12 protein-coding genes are annotated in these 18,924 nt (G+C 55.5%); 9 read left to right on the top strand and 3 right to left on the bottom strand.

Annotated features, from left to right (window positions below; all coding sequences use genetic code 11):
* Positions 1-21 precede the first annotated feature (21 nt).
* Positions 22-4,959: a S8 family serine peptidase gene (locus SHEW_RS16320; protein WP_011866948.1), complete on the bottom strand. Its 4,938-nt coding sequence runs from the start codon at positions 4,957-4,959 to the stop codon at positions 22-24.
* Positions 4,960-5,518: 559 nt separating this feature from the next.
* On the opposite strand from SHEW_RS16320, the gene SHEW_RS16325 reads away from it, so the two are divergent.
* Entirely contained in the window at positions 5,519-6,523 is a 1,005-nt protein-coding gene (locus SHEW_RS16325; protein ID WP_011866949.1) for a LysR family transcriptional regulator, read from the top strand.
* A gap of 149 nt (positions 6,524-6,672) precedes the next feature.
* On the opposite strand, the gene SHEW_RS16330 is transcribed toward SHEW_RS16325, so the two are convergent.
* Positions 6,673-7,647 carry a LysR substrate-binding domain-containing protein gene (locus SHEW_RS16330; protein WP_011866950.1) on the bottom strand — a complete coding sequence of 325 codons (975 nt, stop codon included), beginning with the start codon at positions 7,645-7,647 and terminating at the stop codon, positions 6,673-6,675.
* Between the two features lie 562 nt (positions 7,648-8,209).
* On the opposite strand from SHEW_RS16330, the gene SHEW_RS16335 reads away from it, so the two are divergent.
* The 4 genes from SHEW_RS16335 (at position 8,210) to nrfD (ending at position 10,743) form a co-directional block, all read left to right on the top strand.
* Positions 8,210-8,539, top strand: a complete 330-nt coding sequence (locus tag SHEW_RS16335) for a PDDEXK family nuclease (protein WP_398350090.1) — start codon at positions 8,210-8,212, stop codon at positions 8,537-8,539.
* Positions 8,540-8,637: 98 nt separating this feature from the next.
* Positions 8,638-9,102: a cytochrome c3 family protein gene (locus SHEW_RS16340; RefSeq protein WP_011866952.1), complete on the top strand. Its 465-nt coding sequence runs from the start codon at positions 8,638-8,640 to the stop codon at positions 9,100-9,102.
* A gap of 10 nt (positions 9,103-9,112) precedes the next feature.
* Entirely contained in the window at positions 9,113-9,805 is a 693-nt protein-coding gene (locus tag SHEW_RS16345; protein ID WP_011866953.1) for a 4Fe-4S dicluster domain-containing protein, read from the top strand.
* Positions 9,802-10,743: a cytochrome c nitrite reductase subunit NrfD gene (nrfD, locus tag SHEW_RS16350; RefSeq protein WP_011866954.1), complete on the top strand. Its 942-nt coding sequence runs from the start codon at positions 9,802-9,804 to the stop codon at positions 10,741-10,743. Before SHEW_RS16345 ends, nrfD begins: the two co-directional genes overlap by 4 nt.
* Positions 10,744-10,757: 14 nt before the next feature.
* Here the strand turns inward: nrfD and SHEW_RS16355 are convergent, their stop codons facing one another.
* Positions 10,758-11,819 (bottom strand): glucosaminidase domain-containing protein, encoded by a 1,062-nt coding sequence (locus SHEW_RS16355; RefSeq protein ID WP_011866955.1) that lies wholly within the window; start codon positions 11,817-11,819, stop codon positions 10,758-10,760.
* A gap of 609 nt (positions 11,820-12,428) precedes the next feature.
* Here SHEW_RS16355 and SHEW_RS16360 point away from each other — a divergent pair.
* From SHEW_RS16360 to SHEW_RS16375, 4 genes are all read left to right on the top strand, one after another.
* The gene (locus SHEW_RS16360; protein ID WP_041406723.1) at positions 12,429-12,863 is read left to right on the top strand and encodes a hypothetical protein; all 435 of its coding nucleotides are present in this window, start codon (positions 12,429-12,431) and stop codon (positions 12,861-12,863) included.
* Positions 12,864-13,112: 249 nt separating this feature from the next.
* Entirely contained in the window at positions 13,113-13,946 is an 834-nt protein-coding gene (locus tag SHEW_RS16365; RefSeq protein ID WP_041406724.1) for a hypothetical protein, read from the top strand.
* Between the two features lie 37 nt (positions 13,947-13,983).
* On the top strand, positions 13,984-17,550 hold the full coding sequence (locus SHEW_RS16370; protein ID WP_011866958.1) for a zinc-dependent metalloprotease: 3,567 nt from the start codon (positions 13,984-13,986) through the stop codon (positions 17,548-17,550).
* A gap of 259 nt (positions 17,551-17,809) precedes the next feature.
* The gene (locus SHEW_RS16375; protein ID WP_011866959.1) at positions 17,810-18,877 is read left to right on the top strand and encodes a diguanylate cyclase domain-containing protein; all 1,068 of its coding nucleotides are present in this window, start codon (positions 17,810-17,812) and stop codon (positions 18,875-18,877) included.
* Positions 18,878-18,924: the final 47 nt, after the last annotated feature.

Genomic DNA, 18,924 nt, shown 5'->3' on the forward strand with positions numbered 1-18,924 from the left:
TAGCCATCTTATGCAGCCATATTAGCTCAGACGCGCCATGGCCTTACGGCGACGCAGCAGTGCCAGCGGCAGCAGGCCAAGCAGACCCAAGCCTAAGGCACCACCCGAGCTCGACTCAGGCTGCACAACCTCAGGCTGAGGCGGCGGTGTCGGCTCGACGCCATCAGATTCTACCGTCAGCATGAAGCTGGTGCTGGCGGCATCGCCACTGTGCTCGTTATCGCGCACGGTCACAGTGACAAGGGTGTCACCGTGGAAGTTGGCCTCTGGGATCAGGGTAAAGCTGTTGCCCTGCACCTCGGCCGTGATGTGCTCGCCTGTTACCTCTACCGTGTTCGGCACCTTGTTGGCATCGATATAGCTTACCGTCAGCCCTTCCAGCGGCGTGTTCTCGGCCACGACCTGATCGGCAATCTCGGCGATCTGTATGTTGCCTTGGACGCTGATGGCGTGGGTGAGCTGAATCGACGGTGCGCCTTCCAGGTCATAATCCAGCACTATGTCTTGCACCGTACCTGTCGCCTCAGGCTTGATCACCGCCTTGAAGTTGACCTCCATACGGCTCTGCTCAGGTCCCACATAGTCGAAACAGACCACGAGATCGTCGGCTAGCACCTCATCTAAGTTATCGAAGCCCAGCACCTCATAGAGACCGCCGCCCTTGGCGCCCGCCTTGGTCGACCACTGAGTATCGAAACCTTCGAGGAACACGGCACCCTTGGCCAGATCGGCACCCAGGTTGTCGTAGGCATAGATGATCTCGAACTGACCCGGACGGTCGTCGATGCCGCTACGCAGAATCGTTTCGAAATCATACTCTTCGCCTGTGTTCTTATCGGTCACGTTATCGAACTCGAGGAAGAGTAGATCTCCAAGGTCTGGACGCTCCTCGGCATACTGAGAGGCAATGGTCAGTCCCCACGGATCTTCCCAGTGACGACGATACTTACCTTCGAAGCTGCCACGCCAGAATGGCGCCAGCGCCTCGACCAGGAAGCCTGGACCACGGTGCAGCATCATGTACCAGTAACCCGTGTTGAGCTGCATAGCTCCTACGGTATGCATGCGCAGATAACCGGCGTTCGGCTGGTTGTACAGCTCGAACTTGGCGCCTTCCTTGTAGAACAACCAGTCGATAGGCACATCGAAGGCGCTGCGATAGTCGCCCACAAACCAGTCGGCCAGCGGCTGCATCTTAAACTCACCGAACAGGTCGATATAGCCACCGGTCGAGTACTCGTCGATCATCGGCGTGCGACACATCTTGTCGGTCAGGTTAGTGGTCATCTTGTACTCGCGCTGTACGTCGCGGGTGGATGCCTGCATGCCTGTCAGGGTAAAGCCGCGCTCATCGGCGGTCACCGCCTGAGTCACCTGATCGTTGTTGGTGGTCAGGGTCGCAGGTGCCAGACGCATCCCCTCAGGCAGTTGCAGGGCAAACTGGTACTGACGGTCCTGAGTCTCCATGTTGGCGGCGATCTTCAGGCTGATATCCACCACATCCATGCTACGTGCCTTGTCCTGGCTCACTTCCCAGGTCACCGCATCGTCGGCGCGGCGGATATCCAGGGCGGTGAAGCCCAGGGTGCCCTCGGCGCCCGGCATGTTGCCGAGGTCGAAACCACCATAGTAGATATCACCGGCCTGGGTCTGTGGCAGGTTCCAGTTGATGCCGATCTCATAGTTACCGTTGCCATCGTGCGAGGCTGGACCCGTGATGCTCAGGTTACCGCGATCGTCATCTTCCATGATGATGGCGTAGCCTGTATCCACGTCCACTTCACCCTGACCATAGGCCATGGCGGTAGCAACCCAGTAAGTGCCGGGCGCCGGGTTTTCCAGGCTACAGTAGTTATGCTCCGCCTGACTGGTTGAGAGACAAACGGTTTCCGCCGAGTATTCCGCCTTGATGGCGCTGCTGTCGGCTTCGCTGTCTGGCACGAAGGTGCCGTTGTCGTTCTCATCCAGACCCACAATCACAAACGGATGAGGCGTGGTGTAGCGAGGGTTGAGATCCTCGAGGGTGCTCACCACTCCTGCCTTCTGCACCTCGACCACCAGACGCTTGGCGCCCTCGGGTACCGTGATGGTGCGGATATCCCAGCCCTTCTCGATATAATCCTGACGCAGGAAAGGCCCCACGGCGGTCAGACGATTGCTATACACCTCTGGCTTCACCGGGCCGTAGAAGCGCGGCGTCAGCTGGCTGTAGGCATCGGTATTCACCGTCAGGGTTTCTGTGCCTTGATCCCTGGTGATCTCGAAATGATGTGACACGGGCAGCTGCTCGCCACTGGTGGCCACCACTACGGGCATGTGCACCTCTGGCGATCTGTCACCCTGCTCCTTCAACACCACCTGGCCGTTGAAGAAGGTGTCCTTGTTGAGCACAGCATCCCACGGGCCGTCGGCCTCTTCGGGATCTACCTTGATCTCTATCTTGCTCGGCGGTGTCGCCGTCACGATAATGCTCTGGGTCTCACCCGCCTTGAGGGAGAACTGCGCCGGCGATACCGTCAGCTCGAAGCCCTCCTCCTTGCCGATACCCTCAACCGTCCAGGTACCGTCACGGGTCGCCTTGACCGTACGCATCCAGCTGCAGGTGTCGGTGCACTCCATCTCCACCATAGAGGGGATGTTAAGCCAATTCACCAGGCCGCCGTTGCTCGGGTCGGCATTGCGGTAGTTTTCGACAGTCTCATCCATCAACAGGCCGGTGTCTGCGGCGCGCGCCACGTTGATCGCCCCTGCCCCGGCCATGAAGTTGTAGTAAGGCTCGATCAGCTGATAGCCGGTGTTGAGCATCACTGGGCCCGCCGTTAGCATCAGCGCCGATTGGATCTCAGCCGGCGTCCAGTCTGGATGGATCTGACTCAGCAGCGTCATGGCGCCGGTCACATGAGGCGTCGCCATCGAGGTGCCGCTCATGAAGGTCCAGTCGGAGGCCGTCGGCGAGTAGGTGAAGGGTTGATCGTCGGCGTTGGCCGCATAGATGTCGACACCCGGCGCCGTCAGATCCGGTACCAGAGTGTTGTTGGTGCGGCTCGGCCCCATGGAGCTGAAGGTCGCCAGGTTGTTGCCCAGCTCAGCGTCCAAGTAATAGTCGTTGCTATAGTCTGAGATGGTCGCGCGGGCGGCTTCGCCGTTACGGTTTACCCAGTTACGCAGCTTGTAGCGCTCGGCGGCCTTGATCTGAATGCCGGGCAGCACGAAGTTGTCCGCCACCAGGTTGTCCGCCGAGTAGCTGATGTTTTGCAGGATGAAACCACCTGCGCCACCGGCCGCCACGTTCTTGGCCTTGTCGACGCGAGCGATGTCGCCGCGCTCACACACCACGATCTGATCGCTGGTGAAGGTACCGGCAGGGAAAGGCGCATTACAGCTGGCGGCGTTATAGCCATCGTTAAGATCCGGGTCGGCATATTTCTCGGCCATCACCACCTGGCCCGTAATACCACCGGAGAAGCTCTTACCCTGCATAGGCGCGGTTGGCGCGCTTACCCCTTCGAACTCACCTAGGGTCTTCACCCCGGCGTCGAGCTGACGATCATGGGTGCTGGCACCTACGGTAGTCACCCAAGGCGAGCTGTGATCCGACGACCAGTAGGCGCCGTTGTTACCCGCCGCCACGGCGACAGAGATCCCCGCCTCACGGGCCGCCAGGAAGGCAAGCTCCATGGGATCGGCCCAAGGCAGAGACTCGGCGCCGCCGATAGAGAAGTTGATGGCATCGACGCCATCGGCTATCGCATCTTCAAATGCAGACAGGATCGCCGACTCGGGACAACCCGCATAGGGGTCGCCACTGCCACCTGGCCAACAGACCTGATAGGCGATGATATGGGCGCGGGGCGCCACACCACTGGTTTGTGGGAAGTTAAAGGGCACATTGATGCCGTCGCTGGTCGCCTCGCCGCTAAAGGTTTGCAGCGGGGTGTCGGTCAGAGTATTACCCGCGACCGTGCTGGCGGTGTGAGAGCCGTGGCCGTTATAGTCTTCGCCATTGGCCGGGCGGATCATCACGGGGCGGCCGCCGGTTTGAAACTCGGGCGCCGCATAGATATCGGTGATCTCAGGATAGGAGTGCAGACCGATAAGCTTGTTGTTACACAGCTCTGGCGAGTCGACACAATCGCCCACGCCGTTGTCGGCGCCGAAGGGGTTAGTCGTGGCGTAGGCCTCATCGTCGGCAAACGCCGGGTGATCTGTGTTGATCCCCGTGTCTATGATACCCACGACCATACCCTCACCCTTGGCGGCCAGGCTGCCCGAGGTTGCCGTGCCCTGCCACACCTTGTCGGCGCCGATGAACTCGGGGCCACGGTCGGTGCGCAGCTGGAACACGCGGTTAGGCGAGATGCGGGTGACGCCACGCTGATGAGACATCTTGATGGCATCTTCCTGGGTCATCTCCACCACCATGGCATTGCTCGCCAGGGTGAACTGCTTAGTCACCTTCACCGAGGCGCCGGCCTGACGGGCGCTGGCGATAAACTTATCCTGCTTGGACACCAGGTATTGCTTGTAGGATTGAGCCGAGGCGGTATTGACCGCGACTCGGCCCTTGGCGATCACTGAGCGGTTTTTGGGCGCCGTGGTGGCGGCGTAGCCCGGCACGTCACCGGCATAGGTGGCGAGCGGCTCGGCATCGAGCTGAACGATATAGGTCTGCACCCCGCTGGCTTTTTCCGATGGCGTGAAGATCTCCTCAGGCGTGCGCGCCTTCTTGACGCGGTTGATCTGCCCAGGTGTGCCCAGGTAGACCTCGCCACTCAACTCGAGTTGACGTTCCTCGTTGACCCGCTGAATATCTTCGGCGGTAAAGGTCGGGGTGTAGAAGCTGGTGCCAGGCACCTTCTCCATCCCCGGCTGAGCGATGGCAATCGAGCCCGCCCCGGCGAGATAGAGCGCGGTCAGGCTGGCGACGGCGCTTCGCTTAAACATTTGTTGGGTACGCATTGATATTCCTTTGAAATCATAAGCTTATTATTTTTCATGCATTTACATGCGCATTAGGTATATCAAACGACGGCAAAGAAAAACGTACCTTTATGTAACATTTGGGCTACATCTGTGCGGGTATATAGCCTTCAATTTCCCCGCAACATTTGGCCTTGGAAACCCCTAACCTTCTCCCAGAAATAGTCACTCAAGCTAGGCGAGGCTCACCGCGCAACAGCTCCGACTAACAAGCCTGCTGCCGGCTAAACAGATCCTCTAGCCTCAGGGAATTCAGCTCACGGCGATCTGTCCCCTGCACCCGCGGCCCACAGTCACTCGCCCCTAGGTGTATCTTTTTGTTACAGAAACCCTGGCAAGGTGGCTAAAACTCTGTGTTGTCAGGCTTAGCTGGCGATTTAGCAAAAGGTTAACCACAAGTTAACTGTGATGTGATCCGCAGAATTTTTAACCAACTTGTGCTACAAGGATCGTTCAGCAAATGGTTAATTTTTAAATATAAGATCTATTACTTTTGCCTGTTAACGCCATCGAAAACTGCCGATAGAGGGATATTGTCATGCTGAAGAAAGTGAGCCGACTCGATTACTATACCCTGCAGGTATTTATCGGACTGGTTGAGCTGAAGAGCGGCAGTGCGGTGGCCGAGCGATTGCGTACCACTCAGTCTAAGGTGAGCCGCAGCCTGACCTGCCTGCGGGAGGTGCTGGAGGACGAGCTCTTTATCCGCCAGCAATATGGCTTCGAGCCCAATCAGGTCGCCCTCACCATCTATCCCATGGTCAAGACCATAGTGGAACAGTACGACAAGATAGTGGCCGCCACCATAGACAAGGGTGCCGAGCCCTATCAGCTCTGTGTCGCCACCTATGAGCAGTGGTCGCTGATGGCGATGAACTGTGTGCACAACACCTGCCACTGTATCGAGGGCGGCGTCAGCATCAATATTCAGCCCTGGACCGATAAGGTCAATCAGCGTCTGTGTCAGGGCAAGGTCGACTGCAGCATCTCCACCGAGCCGATTAATCACCCCATGGTGAACAACTTTAAGCTGGGGGATATCACCCATTTCTTCATCGTCGCCCGCCGTGACCACCCTATCTTAACCAGCGACGATCCCTTAGCGCAGATGTTTAACTACCATATCGCCCTAGTGAACACTCACCTGCAGGAGCAGGAGCCCCACCCCATAGAGCTGTATGCCAAGGCCAGGCAGATAGAGATCCGCGTGGCCCTCAAGAGCCCGAGCCTGAGGATGTTGGTGGATCATGTGAGTCACAGCGAGGATATCGCCCTGCTCTCCTCGGCCATGTCGATGAGCTATTTCGAGAATCGCGACGATGTGGACTATCTGGATATCTCCAGGATCTGGCTGCAGACCCGAGATCTCGAGACCGAGAGCTACTATCTGCATTGCCACAAGGGGATCAAACCAGAGCTAGCCAACTGCCTGCGCCGGGTACTGACGGAGAAGCTGATCGAGATGCAGGCCCACTGCGATCAGGTGGCTCAGGAGCGTACGCCCCTCGCCCAGCCGAGCATAGCGCCAGAGCCTTCAGCATAAGCCCTTAGCCAGAGCCCTTAGCATAAGCCTTTAGCCAGAGCCTTTAGTTAGCGCCGCAATAAGGCTGCGAATGAACCAGTAGGTTAGTTGCTGCCTGTGCTGGTACTTGTTGTAGTGCCTGTTATTAGTGCCTCGTATTAATGACAGTGTTAGTGCACGTTCTGACTGATCAGCTGACCTATCTCCTGCTTCAACCAATCCAGATGGGCGGCGCTGCGACCGCTACGACTCAACATGTAGAGCCTAGGATAGGGCTGATCTTGATAGAGGCGCGCGGTATCCATGCCCGACAGGCAGCACACATGCAAGCCGGGTAGCAGCTCGCTATGCTCATACACCCTGCTGTAAGGCAGCAGGCTCACCGTCTTGTCGTCGGATAGATAGCGATACAGCTGATTAAACTCCAGCCCCTCACGTCCCAGATCCACAGGTGCCAGATGACAGCTTAGGCGCTGCTGAGTGCAGTAGCGCTGGAAAGGATCCGGCGCCTGCCTGTCCAGCTGACCGAAGGCGCTCAGGTAGGGATAGTTGGCGATGTTGGCCAGGCTGATCTCCTGCTGCAACAGGGGATGCTTGAGGGAGCAGAGCAGATACAGGTGGGTCAACTGCTTGAGGGGCGTGATGGTGAGTCTGTCGTCCTGCAGCGCCTTGTCCGAGGACTCGCTGACGATCGCCAGATCGATCAGTCCCTGGGCCAGATCTTCTTGCAGATCCACAGAGCCGGTGCGCAGCTCATAGCTGATAGGCAGCTGCGCCTCGTTGATGGCGCCGCTCAGGCGTTGGGGCAGTTCGGCGATCAGGAGGTCACTCACATAGAGCACCATCATCTGGCTCGCGGCCAGATCGTGGCAGCTCTCCAGCTGATGCAGCTGTTCACCACACTGCACCAGGGCCTTGACCAGGGGATAGAGTTGACGGGTAAATTCGTTGGGTTCTAGGCCATGTTTCTTACGGATGAACAGGGGATCGTTAAAGATCATCCGCGCGTGTTGTAGACAGCGACTCACCTTGGGCGCGGGTATATTCATCTCCATCGCCACCGACGAAGCGGAATGCTTTTCATACAAATTAACTAATATATTGGCGCTCAGCATATCTAAACTATCTAGAGTCATATTTTTCATTTCAAAATACCTCTCCCGACATCGAATATACCCATTCAGAGTATAGTAAATATATTTAAGCTGACAATATCTTTATTCGATATTAATAAAACAAATAAAATAGATCTTGATCATATTTCTAAATTTCAAGCATTTACAAAAAACATTGCAATGGCTTAATTTTCATGCAAAATATCTTATAAACCCCGCCAACATTCAGATATTCAACAATTAAAAAACACATATCTAATTATTGATTATCTACAAAATGAAATAGCTAAATATAAGTATCTGACCAAGGGCTAAATTTTAATAATCCGATTTCAATAATTATTGTAAATAAATCCCATAGCGTAATAATTAAATCGAGAGTTAAAAATGAAAATAACCTTGGAGGTTTACTATGAACACCACCGCGACCGTTATTTTAAGCTATGCATTTATGTACTTTGTTTTGTTCATCATTTGTCCTCTCGTCATCGTGACCTTCGTCATGACGTGCATCAAGTTCTTTAGATCAAGCGAGAATCAGCTGGTCGATGCCGCCGTAAGCATCAAGCCTCACTTGCTCGACAAGGATTCAATGCACTTTTTGAAAGGCTTAAAGGCCATCGCCGCCAACCGCTACGATGTCCTTTACGGAGCGTCGCTGGTGAATGTAGTCGACTTAGATGACTCCCTCAGGAACCACGAGGAGGTGCAGGACTTCATGGAGCACTGTCACCTGGATTACGTGGTCGTCGACAACGAATCTTCTGCGGTCAAACTCGTGGTGAGCGACCCTGCGGCCAGCTCTCCAGAGCAGATGAAGTTTGTCGAAAAATGTTTGGATTACATAGGGGTGCAGCTGATTAAGCTGGACAAAGACAAGCATTGCGACGAAGCCTTGCTGCGCACCGCACTCGCCGCCTGATGAGTGTCTCTCACCGCAACGCCCAATGAGCGTCAAACCGACCACTTGACGCTCCTCTTCCCCACAACGTCATGCTCACTGAGGTGTAAGGATGCATTATGTGTCAAATTACCCCTTGTACTACTCTGCTGCTGGCCAGCGTCCTAACACTTGGCCTAGTGGGCCTAACGCCCAATGCCTTAGCCGCCGACGAGCAAGCCAGCCGCAGCTGTATCAAGTGTCATAAACGCAATGGCCAACTCGAGGGCATACACGCCAGCCCTGGCCTAGCCATTCTCTGTCAGGACTGTCACGGCCCCAAAGGCAGCCATCCCAAGAAGGGATCGACCATCATGACCTTTGGGCCCGATAGCCCCTTCTCGGCTCAGCAACGCGGCGCCGTCTGCCTGACCTGTCACGACCATCAGGCCTTGGGTGAAGTCGAATGGACCCACAATGTGCACGCCAATCGCCTTGGCTGCGATCAGTGCCATAAGCTTCATCCCGAGACGGACCCTATGTTGTCGCTCGATACGCAGCAGCATAGCCAGCTGTGTGTCGGCTGCCACAAAGTCGAACAATAGGAGGCCTGTGATGCAAGTTTCTAAACGCCAATTTCTCAAGGGGGTTGGGGCCCTACTGGCCGGTGTCTCTGTGTATGGTGCCACCCGCACGCCCCAGGCCGATTCCCTACTCCAGCCCGAGCAGGAAAGCGAGATCAAATACGCCATGGTGCATGATGAGAATGCCTGTATCGGCTGTAACGCCTGCGTCCAGGCCTGCCGTGAGGTCAATCATATTCCCGAGGGCGTCACCCGGGTGAAGATAGAACGTAAGGGGCCCTTCGGCGAGTACCCAGATCAGAGCTACCGCTTCAGCCGTGTCTCCTGTCAGCACTGCGAAGCCGCGCCCTGTGTAAGGGTCTGCCCCACAGGCGCCGCCTATATTGACAAAGAGACGGGCATAGTCGCGGTCAATAGCGACCGCTGCGTGGGCTGCCAGTATTGCATCGCCGCCTGCCCCTATCAGGTCAGGTATATCCACCCCGAGACCCGCACCGCCGACAAGTGCGATTTCTGTCAGAAGAGTCGCCTGGCTCAGGGGCTTCAGCCTGCCTGTGTCGAGGCCTGCCCTACCAAGGCACTGACCTTCGGCAACCTCAAGGATCCCGAGTCGGATCTGGTCAAGCTGCTTAAGCGCAAGCCCAGCTACCGCGCCAAGGTGGACCTGGGCACCCGGCCTAAGCTGTTCCATATTCAAACCATAGATGGGGAGATAATGCTATGAGTGCTTTTCATTTCGAAGGCCTGGTATGGCATTGGCCTATCGCCATATACCTCTTCCTCGCCGGACTGTCAGCTGGGGCGGTATTTTTCGCCATCATGCTGAAACATTTCAAGTTATCCCATGAGGCCTGGCATTCGCCCTTCGTGCAGGCGGCGGCCATCATAGCGCCTGTCGCCGTGTTTGGTGGCCTGGGGATCCTGGTATTCGACCTCACCCGGCCACTGGATTTCTGGAAGATCTTGGTGTTCTACAACACCAGCTCTGTGATGTCCATGGGGGTACTGGTGCTGATGGCCTATCAGCTGGTGCTGTTTGCCTGGATAGCCTGCGTCTTCCAGCGCCGCATCACTCAGCTGCTGGGCAAGCGTCTGCCTATCGCCAACCGGCTGCTGAACTGGCTGGTGAAACAGGAAGCGGCAATCACCGGCGTCTTGGTGATCCTCGCCATCTCGCTTGGGGCCTACACCGGCTTCCTGCTGTCGGCGCTGATCGGCTTCCCGCTGCTGAATAACCCGGTATTGCCGCTGCTATTCTTGATCTCCGGGCTCTCCTCCGGCGCCGCCGCGACCCTGCTGGGTGGTGTGCTGCTTCGAGGTAACCCCAATGGGGTCGAGGTGCGTTTCATCCATGGCATAGAGATCCCGTTGATTTTAGTGGAGATTGGCCTGCTGTTTACCTTCTTCGCCGGATTGATCCTCTCTGGCGGTCAGAGTCAGGTTGCGGCACTCAACGCCTTGGGCTTCGGCTTCTGGGGATGGATCTTCTGGGCCGGCGTGATCGGTATAGGCCTCACCCTGCCACTGGCCTTCAACCTATGGATGAAAGTGTCGGCAGATCGTAAGTTCGCCTATGTGGCGGTCACCGCCAGCTTCAGCCTGATAGGGGTGTTCTTGCTGCGCAACTTTATCCTCTATACCGGCCAGATGACGGGGATCTAATCCCCGCTGGCCATTCAATCACGGGCGTCGTCTGCGCTGATCAGGTGCAGCGGCGCCCCGTCACTCAGGTAAGCCTCATCCACCTGATCCAGACCGTTGTAGCGGATCATATGGCGTATGCCGTCGATATAGGCCTGACCTCGCTCGGAATATCGCTCCAGGGTACCCGCCAGCACCAGGCCTGTGATCGGTTTGTTATCTGCCCGCAGCTGCGCCCTCAGGCTTCTCAACGACTGATAGGCGGCGTTAGTATTAAGGTTAAGCAGATAACCCTCCACCGAGGCCAGCGGTGTGTCGAAACGCGCCAGGCCATAGTTGCCCAGCTCCTTACGTTGTTCCTTTGGCTTCATCCCCTTGCCACTATAGTCCCACTGGCCGAAGAAGGCGTTACCCTCGACGGTAAAGCGAGAGGTGGCCCAGCCACTTTCCTCCGCCGCCTGGGCCAGCACCAGAGAGGGCGGCATGATGTCGACCCTCACTAAGAGCTGCTGACGCTGCTCCTCGGTCAGGCTGCCGCTCTCATCGGTTAACAGGCGATACTTGCGGGCCAGGGCCAGCAGCTCGGGGGCATCCGGCGCCGCCTGGGCGATAGTCTGCCGCTCCAGCAATATCTGCTCATTGGCTACCAGGATCAGCGGCGCCATCAGACGGAAGAACACCATCTTCTTCAGCTGCACCGGGATCTGCGACGAGGTCTTCTGCCAGCGCTCACTCACCGCCTCGAAGGTGAGTCTGGGCACCTCACGATTGCCCGCCTGCCAACCGGCTTGGTTATACCCCAGACTATCGAACAGGGCAATCAGCTCATCGAGGGAGTTAAGCACCACATCCTTGGGCGCCTTGGTCGGCCTCGCCTTAGAGACAGTCTTGAAGCTGGTTTGGGTCTGCTGACTGTCAGCCGGGGTCGCCAGCTCGCCGGCGTTTGCCACCGGCGGCTCCATCCCGGCGGCGGCCAAGGCAGGAGACAGGGCGCCCGACTCATCGCTTGGGCGATACCAGAGCGCCCACAGTATCAGCAGCGAGGCAAGCAGGAGTAGCAGAGGCAAGGCAATCTTGAGACGGCTATCACTGGGCATATAGGCTCCTTTGGCAGATAAGACGAGAGACATTAATCATCAATGTTAATGCCTACTCTAATCCATCTTTCGATGCACGTCTTTAGCCAAGCTGTCGAGCAAGGCGCCGCTCCTTCACCTATACCGATACTCAAAATTACACTCACACCCACATTCCTAAACCTCAGTATCGACACAGAATTTATTCATACTAATCATTAAAAGATCATCTGCTTAATTAAATAAATCTTTTATTAACTAGAGCCAGAAAAATTAAATCCTGTACAATTAAGTTCTGCCATCAAATATTTAATGTTCAAAAACCCAAAACCACATCTTTAAAACCAGCTACAAAAAGATGCACAAACTTATATCACAAATTATTTCTAATTTAGAATCACCCGGAAGCTAACACCTAACGGTAAACAACTAGATAATAAAAAGTTAATAAACTTTACATTAAAGACCGCAATCGAAAAATGAATGTGACAAAGACCGCAATATTGAGGTTAATGTTATTTTCATATTGAATAAAAATTATCGGTTTCATACATTGAATATTCGTCTCGAATTTAAATGTATCACTTTGTATCAAGTTGGTGGTATATCAATTCTCACTTAGCTGGTTATATGTTGAAACAAGGATCTGTCACACTATCGAGCTTAAGCCTGTTACTTGGGCTACTGGTACTCACTCAGCTGAGCGGCGGCCTAATGGCAAAGCAACAAGCCAGCAGTACCAGTCAAAGCCTGAGCTGCAGCGCCATCCAGGGAGATCGCCTGGCCACCAAGGAGGTCGCCCCTGCAAGACAAAACGCAGGTTTATCTTCCTGTTGGCACCACACATATCAGCAGCTATTTCCCAGCATGCCACCGCTAAGTGGCGAGACCCACGAAAGTCAGGGCAACGGCATGACACTGACTGTTGTGATCTTCTGCCTGTTATTTCTCTCTGCCGGACTGCCTGGTTACGGGCAAACGAAATACCGTACCCCAAAATCTATTATCGAGTGCAGCTCTTTATTAATGAGCTGGATTAAACCTATTAAGGGCACTCCATCTTAGCCAACCAAAATACCATTTTGACTCGCGTAGACAGATAGCGCTGAGCCACTATTTATAACGCGATCAATTTTGACGGACAAACCTAGCCGCCAACCAAGCTATTTCTTTTAATTTATTTTAGATGAGGTTTATTTCATGCCTTATGCACACTCACGCCTGTCGAGTGCGAACCCTTGCGCGCCTATTTTCTTGCCCAAACCAACCATAGGGAAAATAGCCATGTGGAAAAAGACAATTTGGAAAAAAACCATGCGAGAAAAAACGGCGCAGCAAATAACAACATCTCTGTGCTTCATATTGGCTCTGCTGCTTTCGAATCAGGCATTCGCCGATAATGAAAACGTCGCCGCCGCCATAGACACCAAGCGCTCCCATTGGTCCGGTTATCTCAGTGCCAGCGTCGCCAGCAACACCTTCGAGCAGTCGGCCCCCAGCTCCTACCAGGCCCTCAGTGCCAGCGGCAGGATAGCCTACCGCGACACCTGGGGCAGCATACGTCTCTCCAGCGGTGGCGAGGTGGAGACGCGGCATAACCAGAGCTATTTCTACGACACCTTCTTAGAGTATCGCACCCCGTCCAAGGCTCTGGGCAATGACTGGAGCTATGTGGGCAGCGCCGGGATCTATCTGCCTACCGGCCATACCAGCAAAGAAAACAAGTTGAGGGCCGCCCCTAGGTTGGCTGGCTATCTCTTCTACCGCCCGAACCAAGACTGGAACTTCTATCTCTCACCCCGGCTTAAATATAACGCCTATGAACATGAGATAGGCCGTCACGGCGAGCACTTCATCGAGCACAGCATCAGCCTGCTGGCCGATGCCACCTGGCAGTTCATCGACAACTGGTACCTGGATGTCAACGCCTCCTACACCATGAACAAGCCCTTTAACACCAGTCGTTACGACAACCGTTTCACCATCAGCGAAGAGATCGGCTGGTCCTTTGCCCCCACTTGGGTGGCGGCCATAGGCCACAACAACAGCGGCTATTTCTTCGACCCGGATCGCGGCCCGTCCCACAGCTTTACGCTCTACGACGAACGCAACTCCGTGTTTTATCTATCGATCACTAAATATTTATAAAAAGCACTTATAAATTAAACAACTAGGAGAGGTTTCAATGTACAAGAGCACTGTCGCCATCGCCATATTGAGCGCGATAGGATTAAGCGCCTGCGGCACAGACGAGCCGTATCAGGAGGTCAAGAAAGATGAGCGGATGATCGCCGTCAAAGACTTCAAAGATGCCACCACCAGCGGCGCCGCGGGGGATCAACTTACCTCCTCGACCACCACCGGCGAACTGGCCAGCAAGCAACCCGAGCGACTCTTTCTCTACACCCGCAGCCTGGGTGAGGCACCCCGCTACTCGGCCCCCATCCATGGTTTCTCTCAGGGAGAAGCCAAGCTGGTAACCCTGCGGATGACGGAAAACGGCATCCAGCTGCGTCAGATCGACAGAGACAACATAGGTCTGGACCACGACTCGCGCTTCGATAACGAGTACAACAAGGCCCCTGTGCTGACCATTCCCGGCGACTACATCGACTTCCAGTGCCAAGAGGACAACTGGGGCGACTGTACCAACCGCGAAGAGGAAGTCACAGATCGCAACATCACCTGGGATCAGAAGAAGTTCTTCATTCCTAAGTTTGAAGGGGCGCAGATCGCCGAGGAGAACTACACGGATCTGGTCACCTTCAAGCAGTGCACCACAGAGACAGAGTCGGCCCACCTAGTAAAAGATGGCAACTGGGAAGGCTATGAGATGGACTTGGCCAAGGGGGTGCTCAACTTCGAGATCGAGCACACCTATCAGGCCAATCCCGCCTGTTTCGGCAAGTTCTTCAAGGGCAGCTTCGACAACCTCTCCTTCACCACCACGGAATATATCTCTGTCGTGGCCCTAGATCAGTTGGCCAGCAAGGACTTTGTCACCATCCCTTATAGTGAGGATGAGAACGGCACCTTCGGCTTCTTCCGCACCCAGCATGAATACCGTGACGGCAACAATGCCGATGGTAAAGATGGCTATGTGCGCCAGTACCTCAACCATTTCAACCCCAAGAAGGAGGCGATCACCTACTTCTTGAGTAACAACTTCTTCGAGCCGAAGAATCAGCCCTTCCTGGACGCGGCCAAACAGAGCATTACCGCCATCAACATCCAGAACAAGCTGTTCGAAACCGGCCTGCCGGAGCTCAAGCTGGCCCAGGCCAACGAACGCAGACACGGAGACTTGCGCTACAGCAACATCACCCTGTTCGACGAACCGTTAGATAACGGCCTGGCCGGTTATGGCCCCTCTGCCGCCAACCCGCTCACCGGCGAGATCGTCAGCGGCCGGGTAGACCAATACAGCGCCAACCTGCAACAGGGCTCGACCCGCTACTACCGCAGGGTGCAGCTGGACTACAACCGCGGCATGCTAGACCCTAACTCGGTCAAAGATCTTACCGGCGTTGACTACACCCCATCACAGGAAGCGGTCGATCGCGCCAATCAGGTAGCGGCCAACAAGCTCATTGCCGAGCAGAACAGTCAGAGCCAAGATCCTATGGTGCAGCAACCGCGCACCGAGGCCCAGCCCCAGACCATCATCCCGGATCTCTCCACAGATGATGCCAGCAACGCCCCCTTCGAGGAGCTGGTCAATCAGCAGAACAAGACCGAAGCCTTCTGGGCCGAGCATAATCTGATGAGTGTGGATCAGGCCTTCGGCCTCACAGGCGGCGCCCTGCGCGAACTGCCGCGCGGCATTCAGGGTTATGAGATTGACTGGAAAGACACTCAGTTCTGGGTCGATGGCATCGTAGGCGGCAAGCTGAAGGATATCGAAGCCATGCCCACCAGCTTCCAGGCGGATCTGGTAACTAAGCTGGCAGCTCAGGCCTTTGCCGGTACCCTCACCCATGAGCTGGGCCACACCCTTGGCCTGAGACACAACTTCGCCGGTAGCCGGGATCAAGCCAACTTCTTCAACGAAGAGGAGATCGCCAAGTTCAGCCAGGCCTTCAGCGAGGCGGGTTACCCGCATCTGACGGTCAAGGCCGATTTCTCCAGCCAGATGGACTATAACGCTGACCGTTTCGCCACCACCTTCCAGAAATACGATCTGGCGGCGCTGCGCTTCGGCTATGGTCGTCAGGTAGAGACCCAAGATGGCAGCCTGGTATCACTCGAAGCGGCCGATGCCAAGCGCCGCGAGGAGCTACGCCAGGGTAATATCACGGGCGAGATCCAATATGGTGCCCTGCATCAGATAGGCAAAGAGCACGACCTGCGTTACTTCGCCTTCTGTACCGACGGCCATGTGACCCTCAACTCCAACTGTAACCGCTTCGACGCCGGCACCAACAACGACGACATAGTGCAGTACTATATCGACAGCTACCACGACAGCTATGACACCATGAACGTGCGTCACAACCGTCAGACCCTGTTCGAAGATCATATCCTGCCTTACACCATCAATCGTCTGCGAGGCTTTAGCGACATACGTCAGTTCGTCGAAGACACGGCCACGGTTGAGGAGCTATTTGCCTTCGATCAGAACGAGCTGGCCGAGATCTGCCCAGGCCATGAGAACTACTGGTTCTGCGCCTCGCAAAGGGCGGTGGAAAAGGCGGCCGATACCTTCCTTACCGCGGCCGGTCTGAGCGACATCTACCTGCATGTCACCTATCGCATGAACAGCGATGACAGCCGCGCCCTGACCAAGGTGCACTCGCTGGAAGATATTCTGACTCGCCTCTATCGTCTCAATGCCGGCAAGCTGGATGAAGGCTTCGAGCTGGGTCAGATCATCACCGCCTACGAGCAAGCCCCTGAAAAACTGAAAGAGCTGCTGCTCAAGGCCGATATCGTCGAGGCCTACCAGGACCTGCTCTACGCCGATGTCAGCGCCAACAAGGGACGCCTGCTCAACGGCGTCAAGGCCCCGGCATCGAGCCCGAACCATCCCTATGTCAACGAGCGTGACGTACTGGGCATGTGGCCCGATAAACTGCTGGCGATGCGTCAGCTGCTGACCCGCAAGTCGCCTCGCAGCACCACGGGCCGCACCTACTACGCCCTGGCTGATTATCCTAAGGTGAAGGATCAGCTCGAAGGCATGCTGTGTCAGATGACGCTGGGCAACACGGTTCAGGAGATCAACCAGTACCTGACCAAGCCTGTGCTGAGCGACAGCTGTAAGGCAGTAGACGCCAAGTACTATGTCAACGACGTCGATTATGCCGACCAGCATATCGAGGCGCTTCCTAGCTACGCAACCTCTCTGGGACGCTACTTCGGCTTCCCCCAGAGCAGCTATGAGATGAAGGGTAAGAGCAACCTGCTGCAGATGATGCTCAAGCAGGTGGTGCTGGCATCACGCGACAGCGACTACCGCGGCGAAGAGAAGGCCAGAGTGTGGCGCGAGTATGTGGGCATTCATCTTGCCAGCGACGCCGTTGCCGCCAGCAAGCAGATCAGCCTGCAGGGCAAAAACTATGTGGCGACCGAAGAGAACCAGCTGGCTCTCATGCTGATCGACCAGATAGACACGCTCAAGGCACTCATCGCCAGCTCACCCGATCTGATGAAGCATCAGATGAACAGCAAGGGTGAGACCTTCCAGCAATTGGTGGTCGACCCCATCATCGCCCGCAATGAGCGAGTGATCACTTACCTGCCAGTGCTTTAAGCCAGCAGATATCGTTCAGCAATAGAAAAAGAAGCCGCTCGTCGGCTTCTTTTTTGCTTTAGGGCTAATGAGTTAGCCATGAACCTTAGCAAGTGAATTCTTGTTAAGTTTCGTAGCTCGCCTTCCAAATCTTTACCTAGCGGCCACCACGCCTGGGATGCAACATCTGTAGCAAAATGTATCATCTTGTTTAGACAGTTGTTTCACTACCCAATAATGGTTAACTTATGCCTGACAAACGTAAAGGAGAGCCCCTTCGATGGAGCCCGATGAGCAGCCATCTAATCAGTTAGCCAACACAGAGCCATCGGCAGAGACAAGTGCCGAGCCAACGGCCGATATAAGTGCCGAGCAAACGGCGGACCTGATCGCCAAGCTAAAAGCCGAAAATGCGGCGCTCAAACGCGAGAACGCCAAGTTAACGCTGCTCAACGATCGCGCCGAAGAGAAACTCTTTGCCGCACTCGATGGCAACCGTCTCTGCCTGTGGGAGCAACATCTTCCCAGTGGCAACCTGACCATCTTCAACATGCGGTGGGGCGAACTGCTGGGCTTTAGTCGCGAAGAGCTTGCGGCCCATGTGGACAGCTGGAAACAAAATCTGCATCCGGAGGATAAGGAGTGGGTGATAAAGGCCTTCGAAGATCATGTAGAGGGCAAGTCTGATTACTATCAGGCGGTGCACCGGATGATCCACAAGGATGGCTCGGTCACCTGGGTGTCCGATCGCGGCCGTATCGTCGAGCGCAAGCCGGATGGTACGCCGCTACGTATGATGGGCACTCACATGGATATCACCCAGGAGAAGCGCTACGAGCAGGAGCTGTCTGAGCTGGCCCACTGCGACCCTCTCACCAATCTGAGTAATCGTAAGGCGATCACCCTGGCATTTGAGGAGCTGTATCAGCGAGGCAGGGGCAGCATCTTCTTCATCGATCTCGATGGCTTTAAGGAACTCAACGACAAGCTGGGCCACAAGTTTGGCGACCACCTCTTGGTCCATGTGGCCCACACCCTCAGGGGCGTCATAGGCACTCAGGCCCAGATCGCCCGTCTCGGCGGCGATGAGTTTTTGATTCTGCACCCCAGCCAAGACCAGACCCTGCTCAGTGAGCGAGCCCAGTCGCTGTTGGATGTCTATCGTCAGGCGATCATCTTAGAAGGCACTGAGGTCAAACTCGGCCTGAGTATCGGCATCTACTGCTTCACCCCGAGCGATGACTTTGCCAGTGCCTGCGAGTTCGCCGACGCGGCGATGTACCGGGTCAAGGCCCAGGGCAAACACGACTACCTGTTCTGGCAGGCCGAGCAAGCGGCCGAGGGCTAATCGCTATACTCATCTGAAGATTTTTCTTACCCGAAGATTTAACTTAC

It is taken from the genome of Shewanella loihica PV-4 (assembly GCF_000016065.1).
Lineage (GTDB): Bacteria > Pseudomonadota > Gammaproteobacteria > Enterobacterales > Shewanellaceae > Shewanella > Shewanella loihica.